The 9,484-nt window shown below is 73.8% G+C and carries 9 protein-coding genes; 8 read left to right on the top strand and 1 reads right to left on the bottom strand.

Annotated features, from left to right (window positions below):
• The first annotated feature begins 265 nt into the window (after positions 1–265).
• Positions 266–2,017: a CTP synthase gene (locus AB0G08_RS16685; protein ID WP_358088215.1), complete on the top strand. Its 1,752-nt coding sequence runs from the start codon at positions 266–268 to the stop codon at positions 2,015–2,017.
• 76 nt (positions 2,018–2,093) lie between these two features.
• The gene (locus AB0G08_RS16680) at positions 2,094–2,699 is read left to right on the top strand and encodes an NUDIX hydrolase (RefSeq protein ID WP_358088212.1); all 606 of its coding nucleotides are present in this window, start codon (positions 2,094–2,096) and stop codon (positions 2,697–2,699) included.
• Between the two features lie 59 nt (positions 2,700–2,758).
• On the opposite strand, the gene AB0G08_RS16675 is transcribed toward AB0G08_RS16680, so the two are convergent.
• The gene (locus AB0G08_RS16675; RefSeq protein ID WP_358088209.1) at positions 2,759–3,136 is read right to left on the bottom strand and encodes a TM2 domain-containing protein; all 378 of its coding nucleotides are present in this window, start codon (positions 3,134–3,136) and stop codon (positions 2,759–2,761) included.
• A 171-nt stretch (positions 3,137–3,307) separates the two neighbouring features.
• Between AB0G08_RS16675 and ald the strand changes: the two genes are divergently transcribed.
• The 6 genes from ald (at position 3,308) to AB0G08_RS16645 (ending at position 9,407) form a co-directional block, all read left to right on the top strand.
• Entirely contained in the window at positions 3,308–4,423 is a 1,116-nt protein-coding gene (gene ald / locus AB0G08_RS16670; protein ID WP_358088207.1) for an alanine dehydrogenase, read from the top strand.
• Between the two features lie 11 nt (positions 4,424–4,434).
• Entirely contained in the window at positions 4,435–5,427 is a 993-nt protein-coding gene (locus tag AB0G08_RS16665; RefSeq protein WP_358088229.1) for a site-specific tyrosine recombinase XerD, read from the top strand.
• Between the two features lie 333 nt (positions 5,428–5,760).
• Positions 5,761–6,684, top strand: a complete 924-nt coding sequence (locus tag AB0G08_RS16660; protein ID WP_121397670.1) for an AAA family ATPase — start codon at positions 5,761–5,763, stop codon at positions 6,682–6,684.
• A 35-nt stretch (positions 6,685–6,719) separates the two neighbouring features.
• The gene (locus AB0G08_RS16655; RefSeq protein WP_358088204.1) at positions 6,720–7,739 is read left to right on the top strand and encodes a ScpA family protein; all 1,020 of its coding nucleotides are present in this window, start codon (positions 6,720–6,722) and stop codon (positions 7,737–7,739) included.
• Positions 7,736–8,650 (top strand): SMC-Scp complex subunit ScpB, encoded by a 915-nt coding sequence (gene scpB / locus AB0G08_RS16650; RefSeq protein ID WP_358088200.1) that lies wholly within the window; start codon positions 7,736–7,738, stop codon positions 8,648–8,650. The genes AB0G08_RS16655 and scpB overlap by 4 nt, the downstream gene beginning before the upstream one ends.
• A complete protein-coding gene (locus AB0G08_RS16645) occupies positions 8,637–9,407 on the top strand; it encodes a pseudouridine synthase (protein WP_358088197.1) in 771 nt (256 codons plus the stop codon). The genes scpB and AB0G08_RS16645 overlap by 14 nt, the downstream gene beginning before the upstream one ends.
• The last annotated feature ends 77 nt before the right edge of the window (positions 9,408–9,484 follow it).

Here is a 9,484-nt window from a genome sequence, read left to right as displayed (position 1 = left end):
CCCGGCCCCGCGCGCCCCCGGCCCGGCGACCGGGGCGGACGGGCCGACGGCCGGCACGGACGCCGGGCAGCGCGCGCCGGCCGGCCGGCCATCGACCGAGGTCACCGCCTCCTGAGCCGGGACCCGACGCGCCGCCGCCCGCTGCGGGTGCGCCCGGCGGGCGGGCCGGATGAGGTGTTACCGTGGAATCCCGTGGATCGCGTGATCACTTGGCTGATCGGCACGGCGGTCTGCACGACCGCGACGGACGACACGGGAGCAGGCCTTGGCCCCTTCAGCACGGACGACCAGGCACATTTTCGTCACCGGGGGAGTCGCCTCCTCGCTGGGTAAGGGCCTCACCGCCTCCAGCCTCGGCAACCTGCTCACCGCGCGCGGCCTGCGCGTGGTCATGCAGAAGCTCGACCCCTACCTCAACGTCGACCCGGGGACGATGAACCCGTTCCAGCACGGCGAGGTCTTCGTCACCGAGGACGGCGCCGAGACCGACCTCGACGTCGGGCACTACGAGCGGTTCCTGGACCGGGCGCTCTCCGGCAAGGCGAACGTCACGACCGGACAGATCTACTCGGAGGTGATCGCCAAGGAGCGGCGCGGCGAGTACCTGGGCGACACCGTCCAGGTGATCCCGCACATCACCAACGAGATCAAGTCGCGGATCCTGGCGATGGCCGACCCGGACGACGACGGCCAGGTGCCGGACGTGGTGATCACCGAGGTCGGCGGCACCGTCGGCGACATTGAGTCGCTGCCGTTCCTGGAGGCGATCCGCCAGGTCCGCCACGACCTGGGCCGCGACAACTGCTTCTACCTGCACGTCTCGCTGGTGCCGTACCTGGCGCCGTCGGGCGAGCTGAAGACGAAGCCGACCCAGCACTCGGTGGCCCAGCTGCGCAGCATCGGCATCCAGCCCGACGCGCTGGTGCTGCGCTGCGACCGGGAGATCCCCGACAAGGTCAAGCAGAAGCTGTCGCTCTACTGCGACGTCGACCGCGAGGCCGTCACCGCCGCCCCGGACGCGCCGAGCATCTACGACATCCCGAAGGTGCTGCACCGCGAGGGCCTCGACGCGTACGTGGTGCGCCGGCTCGGCCTCTCCTTCCGGGACGTCGACTGGACCAGCTGGGACGACCTGCTGGAGCGGGTGCACCAGCCCCGGCACACCGTCACCGTCGCCGTGGTCGGCAAGTACGTCGACCTGCCCGACGCGTACCTGTCGGTGAGCGAGGCGATCCGCGCCGCCGGCTTCGGCCACCGGGCCCGGGTGCAGCTGCGCTGGGTGCCCAGCGACGAGTGCGTCACCCCGACCGGCGCGGCGGCCGCCCTGGCTGGCGTGGACGGCATCGTCATCCCGGGCGGCTTCGGGGTGCGCGGCATCGAGGGCAAGATCGGCACCGCCCGGTACGCCCGCGAGAACGGCATCCCGCTGCTCGGCCTCTGCCTCGGCCTGCAGTGCATGACCATCGAGGTGGCCCGGCACCTGGCCGGCCTGGAGGGCGCGAACTCGCTGGAGTTCGACTCCGAGGCCGCGCACCCGGTCATCGCCACCATGGCCGACCAGGAGGACATCGTCGCCGGCCGGGGTGACCTGGGCGGCACCATGCGGCTGGGGGCCTACCCGGCGGCGATCGCCGAGGGCTCGCTGGTCGCCGAGGCGTACGGCAGCACCGAGGTCAGCGAGCGGCACCGGCACCGGTACGAGGTGAACAACGCCTACCGCGACGCGCTGACCAAGGCCGGCCTGCACATCTCCGGCACCTCGCCGGACGGGCGGCTGGTCGAGTTCATCGAGCTGGACCGGGGCCTGCACCCGTTCTTCGTCGCCACCCAGGCGCACCCGGAGCTGCAGAGCCGGCCGACCCGGCCGCACCCGCTCTTCGCCTCCTTCGTGAAGGCGGCGGTGGCCTACTCGGAGGCCGACCAGCTCCCGGTCGACCTGGACGCTGCCGAGAGCGCCGCCGCGAAGAAGGCCGCCCGCAACGGTGGCGCCGCCGCGAAGGCGACGTCGGCCTCGTGAGCGAGCGGAGCGAGCGAACCATCGGGCACGGCAGCGCGGCGGCTCACGCCGCTGGCACGCGAAGCGGGGCGGCGTCGTGAGCGCCGTCGAGCACCGCTACGAGGTGCGCTCCCGCACCGAGCGCTACCAGGGCCGGATCTTCGACGTGGTCAGCGAGGAGGTGACCATGCCGGGCGGCGGGACGGGCGTGCGCGACGTCGTCCGGCACGTCGGCGCGGTCGCCGTGGTGGCGCTCGACGCGGCCGGCCAGGTGGTGCTGATCCGCCAGTACCGGCACGCGGTCGGGCGGCACCTGTGGGAGCTGCCCGCCGGGCTGACCGACGTCTCCGGCGAGGACCTGGCCGCCGCCGCGATCCGGGAGCTGGCCGAGGAGGTGGACCTGGCCGCCGGGCGGGTCGACGTGCTGGTGGACCTGCACAGCTCGCCGGGCTTCACCAACGAGCTGGTCCGGGTCTTCCTGGCCCGGGACCTGACCGACGTGCCGGCGGAGCGGCGGCACGAGCGACGCGAGGAGGAGGCCGACCTCCAGGTCGTCCGCATCGACCTCGACGAGGCGGTCGGCATGGTCCTCGCGGGCGAGATCACCAACGCCTCCTGCGTGGCCGGGCTGCTCGCCGCCGTCCGGGCCCGTGACACCGGCTGGTCGGCGCTGCGCCGGGCCGACGCGCCCCTGCCGAGCTGAGCAGAAGGTGAAGGGGCCGTGCGGTACGCCGCACGGCCCCTTTCGTCGTTGCGGACCGGTCAGTCGCGCAGCGGCCGGCCCTGCCCGTCGACGCCACCGTTGATCAGGATCAGGATGCCGTCGATGAAGCCCCAGAGGCCGCCGATGCCGCAGGTCACCAGGGACACGATGAGCTGGATGACGCCGGTCTTGGTGTCGCCCATGTAGAAGCGGCCGATGCCGAAGGTGCCCAGCACGATCTGCAGGACGCCCGCGACGACCTTGCTCTTGTCGGAGACGCCCGACGGGTAGCCGGGCTGGTAAGGAGGTGTGGTCATGAGGCGACACCCTAGTGATCCACTGGTCTCTTGTCCGCAGCGGTACCCGAAGAGTGGGACGATAATGGATGAACACTGTCCTGACGGCTGAGGTGACGTCCCACCGCCGGCGCCGTTCATGCCTGACACATCGTCAGGGCGTACGGGCACCGGATGTCACTGTGCTGCCTCATCGGGGGCGGCGACGCGCCTAGACTGCCGCCGGCGGGACCGGTGGACCGCGGCGGCAAAGGGGCCGCCGTGGCACCGAGCAGTCGGGGGAGCGCAGCCCCGAAGAGAGGTGTCTGCATCGTGAAGGTCGGAATCCCACGCGAGGTCAAGAACCACGAGTACCGCGTGGCGATCACGCCGGCGGGCGTCAACGAGTTCGTCCGCAGCGGTCACCAGGTCTTCGTCGAGTCCGGCGCCGGGGTCGGGTCCAGCATCGGCGACGACGAGTTCGCCGCCGCCGGGGCCAAGATCCTGGCCACCGCCGACGAGGTGTGGGAAACCGCCGAACTGGTGCTCAAGGTCAAGGAGCCGATCGCCGAGGAGTACCACCGGATGCGCGAGGGGCAGGTGCTCTTCACCTACCTGCACCTGGCCGCCTCGAAGGCGTGCACCGACGCGCTCGTCGACCGCAAGGTCACCGGCATCGCGTACGAGACCGTCGAGCTGCCCGACCGGTCGCTGCCGCTGCTCGCCCCGATGTCCGAGGTGGCCGGCCGGCTCGCCCCGCAGGTGGGCGCCTACCACCTCCAGCGGCAGGGCGGCGGGCGCGGCATCCTGATGGGCGGCGTCTCCGGCGTGTACGCCGCGAAGACGGTGGTCATCGGCGCCGGCGTCTCCGGCATGAACGCCGCCGCGATCGCGCTCGGCCTGCAGGCCGAGGTGCTGCTGCTGGACAAGAACGTCGCCCGGCTGCGGCAGGCCGACGCCATCTACCGCGGCCACCTGCAGACCGTGGCCTCCAACGCGTACGAGATCGAGCGGGCCGTGCTGGACGCGGACCTGGTCATCGGCGCGGTGCTGGTGCCCGGCGCGAAGGCCCCGACCCTGATCTCCAACGAGCTGGTCTCCCGGATGAAGCCGGGCAGCGTGCTGGTCGACATCTCCATCGACCAGGGCGGCTGCTTCGAGGACTCGCGTCCCACCACGCACGCCGAGCCGACCTACCAGGTGCACGGCTCGATCTTCTACTGCGTGGCGAACATGCCGGGCGCGGTGCCGCACACCAGCACCTACGCGCTGACCAACGTCACCCTGCCGTACGCGCTGGAGCTGGCCAACCACGGCTGGCGCGAGGCGCTGCGTCGCGACCCGGCGCTGGCGCTGGGCCTGAACACCCACGACGGCCAGGTCACCTACGGCCCGGTCGCCGAGGCGCACGGCATGGCGAACCTCGCGCTGGCCGACGCGCTGGCCTGAGGGGTGGCGGGCTGACCGGCACACCGGACGGGGCCGACGCGGGCGTGCAGCCCGCGCCGGCCCTGCGCCGTGCCGTCCGCGGCTACCTCGACCACCTCACCGTCGAGCGGGGGCTCTCGGCGAACACGCTCTCGTCGTACCGCCGGGACCTGGAGCGCTACCTGGCGACCCTGGCGGCGGCCGGCGTGCCGGACCTGGCCGCCGTCGGCCCGGGGCAGGTCGAGGCGCACCTGGCCCGGCTGCGCGCCGGCGACGACGCGCACCCGCCGCTGGCGGTCTCCTCCGCCGCCCGGGCGGCCAGCGCGGTGCGCGGCCTGCACCGGTTCGCGCTGCGCGAGGGGCTGACCGGCGCCGACCCCAGCCGCGACGTCCGCCCGCCCACGCCGCCGCGCCGGCTGCCCCGCGCGCTGCCGGTCGACGCCGTGGTGCGGCTGCTGGAGACCGCCGGGGCGCTGACCGCCGCCGGCGACCAGGCGCCGCTCGCGCTGCGCGACCGGGCGCTGCTGGAGTTCCTGTACGGCACCGGGGCGCGGATCTCCGAGGCGGTCGGCGCCGCCGTGGACGACCTGGACGTCGACGAGGGCACCGTGCTGCTGCGCGGCAAGGGCGGCCGCACCCGGCTGGTCCCGATCGGCGGGTACGCCGTCGAGGCGGTGCGGGCCTGGCTGGTCCGGGCCCGGCCCGGGCTGGCCGCCGCCGGCCGGGGCACCCCGGCGGTCTTCCTCAACGCCCGCGGCGGCGCGCTGACCCGGCAGGGCGCCTGGACGATCCTGCGTCGCGCCGCCCAGCGGGCCGGGCTGCCGGTGGACGGGCCGGAGGCGGTCTCCCCGCACACCCTGCGCCACTCCTACGCGACCCACCTGCTCGACGGTGGCGCGGACGTGCGGGTGGTGCAGGAACTGCTCGGCCATGCCTCGGTGACCACCACCCAGGTCTACACCCTGGTCACCGTCGAGCGGCTGCGCGAGGTGTACGCGACCGCCCATCCCCGGGCGCGGGGGTGACCCCGCCCGGCCCCGGCCCGGGCGCGGGGCCGACCGCCGGCCGCCCCGCCGTGGGTGGCCGGACCCCGCTTCGCCGCGGTGGCCGCCGGCCGGTTCGCGAAGGCGCGACGGCGCCCGGGGCGGTCCGTGGGGGACGCCGCCGACGGCTGGCCTGGTGGGCGGGGCGGCGACACGCCGAGCGGGTGCGACCGGGCCGCCGGGCGGTGGCGTACAGTCGGCATCGGCGCGGACCTCCTGGGGCGATGGTGATGCAGACCGGGGTGCGCAGCGGCGCCGCGAAGGACGTCGGACGGCTCCGACGCCGGGTGGTCGTCGGGAGGGGGCAACGAGCACATGGCTGGCAACGGTGACCGTGCCGAGACCTGGACGTCGGAGCTCCGCGAGCAGCAGGCCACGCTCGGGGCGGATCTCGGTCCGGCGGATCCGGCGGCATACACGATGCGCAAGCCGATTCCCGAGCCGATGCCGACCGACCGGCACGGCCCGGCCCGGATCATCGCGATGGCCAACCAGAAGGGTGGCGTGGGCAAGACCACCACGACCATCAACCTGGGCGCCGCGCTGGCCGAGTACGGCCGCAAGGTGCTGCTGGTCGACTTCGACCCGCAGGGCGCCCTCTCGGTCGGGCTGGGGGTCAACCCGCACAACCTCGACCTGTCGGTCTACAACCTGCTCATGCAGGACGACGTCACCGCCGAGGACGTCCTGATCAAGACCGACGTGGCGGGGCTGCACCTGCTGCCGGCCAACATCGACCTCTCCGCGGCCGAGATCCAGCTGGTCAACGAGGTCGCCCGGGAGATGGCCCTGGCCCGGGTGCTCCGGTCGGTCCGCAAGGAGTACGACTACATCCTGATCGACTGCCAGCCCTCGCTGGGCCTGCTGGCGATCAACGCGCTGACCGTGGCGCACGGCGTGCTCATCCCGCTGGAGTGCGAGTTCTTCAGCCTGCGCGGCGTGGCCCTGCTGCTGGACACCATCGACAAGGTGCGCGAACGGCTCAACTTCGACCTGGAGCTCGAGGGCATTCTCGCCACCATGTACGACAGCCGCACCACCCACTGCCGGCAGGTGCTCCAGCGGGTGGTGGAGGCGTTCGGCGACAAGGTCTACCAGACGGTGATCACCAAGACCGTCAAGTTCCCCGAGTCCACCGTCGCCGGGGCCCCGATCACCACGCTCGACCCGGCCTCGTCGGGTGCCCGCAACTACCGCCAGCTGGCCCGCGAGGTGATCGCCGCCCAGGCCGAGCGGTAGGCCGGGATGCACCTTCGCGCCGAGCCGTCCGGGGCGTGGACTACGGTCTCCCGGTGACCGCGCCACCCCTCGACCCTCCGACGACGCCGGAGCAGCCGCCCGTGCGGGCCGCCGAGGCCGTCGCCGAGGTGCCGACGGACCCGGCCGGGGTGCCCGAGGCGGCGGCGGAGAGCGGCGGGTTCACCGTCCGGCTGGCGAACTTCACCGGTCCGTTCGACCTGCTGCTCCAGCTGATCGGCAAGCACAAGCTCGACGTGACCGAGGTCGCACTGCACCGCGTCACCGATGAGTTCATCGCCTACATCCGGGCGATGGGCGACCAGTGGGACCTGGACGAGGCCAGCGAGTTCCTGCTCATCGCCGCGACCCTGCTGGACCTCAAGGCGGCCCGGCTGCTGCCCGCCGCCGAGGTCGAGGACGAGGAGGACCTCGCGCTGCTGGAGGCCCGGGACCTGCTCTTCGCCCGGCTGTTGCAGTACAAGGCGTACAAGGAGGCGGCGGCGCACATCGCGGCGCTGGAGGAGGTCGGCGGCCGGCGGTACCCGCGCGCGGTCACCCTGGAACCCCGGTACGCCGAGGCGCTGCCCGACCTGGTGCTCGGCATCGGCCCGGAGCGGCTGCTGAAGCTGGCGATCAGGGCGATGACGCCGAAGCCGGTGCCCGAGGTGTCCATCGCCCACGTGCACATGGTGCGGGTCAGCGTCCGGGAGCACGCGGCCATCCTCACCGAGCGGCTGCGCCGGGCGGGCACGGCCACCTTCTCGCTGCTCTGCGCCGACTGCGAGGCCACCCTGGAGGTGGTGGCCCGGTTCCTGGCCCTGCTGGAGCTCTACCGGGAGGGCCTGGTCGCCTTCGTCCAGGAGCAGGCCCTGGAGGAGCTGACCGTACGCTGGACCGGCCCCGCCGACGGCGGCCCCGACCTGCACATCGACGAGTACGCGGGCGCCCCGCCCGAGCCCGCCGAGCCCGCCAGGGCGGCCGGGCCCGCCGAGTCCGCGGAGTCCGCCGGGCCCGCCGGGCGACCGGACGGCGACCAGGGAGGAGCAGAGGGATGAACAGCGACGAGCGCCGGGACTCCCTGGCCGACCAGGCGGCCGCCTGGGTGCCTCCCTGGCAGCGCCCCACGGTCCCCTCCGCCACGCCCGACGCCGAGGACCCCGGCGAGTCCCCGCCCGCGGCGGCTCCGGAGCCACCGGCGCCCGTGGAGCCCTTGAACCCGCCGGATCCTTCGGAGCCCTCGGGGCCACCGGCGCTCCCGGAGCCGCCGCGGGCGCCGGGGCCCGCCGGGATCTCTGAGGGGCCCGCGGCGGCGGACGTGGCGCCCGCGGCGGCGGGGGAGGGCCCGGGCGCAAGCGCGCCGGAGAAGGCGCCCAGGGCCCGGCGGCGGGCGACGCCCGCGCCCGAGCCGGCCCCGGAACTCGACGACGCCGAGCTGCGCGGGGCGCTGGAGGCGATCCTGCTGGTGGTGGACGAGCCGGTCAGCGAGCTGACCCTCGCCCAGGTGCTGGAGCAGCCCGCCGAGCGGATCGGGCCGGTGCTGGACGAGATCGCCGCGGGCTACACGACCGCCGGGCACGGCTTCGAGCTGCGCCGGGCCGCGGGTGGCTGGCGTCTCTACACCCGGCCGGAATACGCCACCTACGTGGAACGGTTCGTACTGGACGGGCAGTCCGTGCGACTGACCCAGGCCGCGCTGGAGACACTGGCCGTGATCGCCTACAAGCAGCCCGTCACCCGGGGGCGGATCTCCGCCATCCGGGGTGTCAACTGCGACGGGGTGATCCGTACCCTGGTGTCCCGCGGGTTGGTCGAGGAGTGCGGCACCGAACCGGACAGCGGGGCGTTCCTCTACCGGACCACCACGATGTTCCTGGAGAAGCTCGGGCTGAACAGCGTCGACGACCTCCCGCCGCTGGCCCCGTTCCTTCCCGACGACGTAGAAGAGCTTGCCGATGCCACGCGATGACCGCACGCCCCGCCCCGACGCGCCCGCCTTCGAGGGGGCCGAGCGCCTGCAGAAGGTGCTGGCCGCCGCCGGTGTGGGCTCCCGGCGCGCCTGCGAGGACCTGATCTTCCGCCGCCGGGTCACCGTCGACGGCCGGGTCGCCCAGCTCGGCGACAAGGTCGACCCCGCCACCGCCGTGATCCACGTCGACGGCGAGCGCCTCGTCGCCGACACCCGGCTCGTCTACCTGGCCATGAACAAGCCCCGCGGGGTCGTCTCCACCATGGCGGACGAGAAGGGGCGCACCGCGCTCGCCGACTTCCTCGGCAACCGGGTGGAGCAGCGGGTCTACCACGTGGGGCGGCTCGACGCCGACAGCGAGGGTCTGCTGCTGCTCACCAACGACGGCACCCTCGCGCACAAGCTGATGCACCCGTCGTACGGGGTGCAGAAGACGTACCTCTGCGAGGTGTCCGGGCCGATCCCGCGCAACCTCGGCAAGCGGCTGATGGCCGGCGTGGAGCTCGAGGACGGGCCGGCGAAGGTCGACTCCTTCCGGGTGGTGGACACGATGGGACGGACCGCCCAGGTGGAGCTGAGCCTGCACGAGGGGCGCAAGCACATCGTCCGCCGGCTGCTCGGCGAGGCGGGCCACCCGGTGAGCCGGCTGGTGCGTACCGCGATCGGGCCGATCCGGCTGGGCGACCTGCGCGCCGGGCGGACGCGGCGGCTGACCAACGCGGAGGTCGCCGCCCTGTTCAAGGCCGTGGGTGACTGACCCCCGAGTTCGGGGTACGGCTGCCGGTAGGCTCCCTGGCGGCCCGGCGCCGGCGGCGCCCAGCGCGCGGCGCGACG

The sequence above is a fragment of the Micromonospora sp. NPDC023644 genome, from assembly GCF_040640115.1.
Classification (GTDB): Bacteria; Actinomycetota; Actinomycetes; order Mycobacteriales; family Micromonosporaceae; genus Micromonospora.
The sequence above is the reverse complement of the archived record's forward strand: the minus strand, read 5'-3'. Positions and strand labels throughout refer to the sequence as shown.

Bases quoted from the DNA above. Each gene is read 5' to 3' on its own strand.
- AB0G08_RS16675 (WP_358088209.1), bottom strand. From the start codon at position 3,136: ATGAACGGCGCCGGCGGTGGGACGTCACCTCAGCCGTCAGGACAGTGT.
- scpB (WP_358088200.1), top strand. From the start codon at position 7,736: ATGAACAGCGACGAGCGCCGGGACTCCCTGGCCGACCAGGCGGCCGCC.
- AB0G08_RS16660 (WP_121397670.1), top strand. From the start codon at position 5,761: ATGGCTGGCAACGGTGACCGTGCCGAGACCTGGACGTCGGAGCTCCGC.
- AB0G08_RS16645 (WP_358088197.1), top strand. From the start codon at position 8,637: ATGCCACGCGATGACCGCACGCCCCGCCCCGACGCGCCCGCCTTCGAG.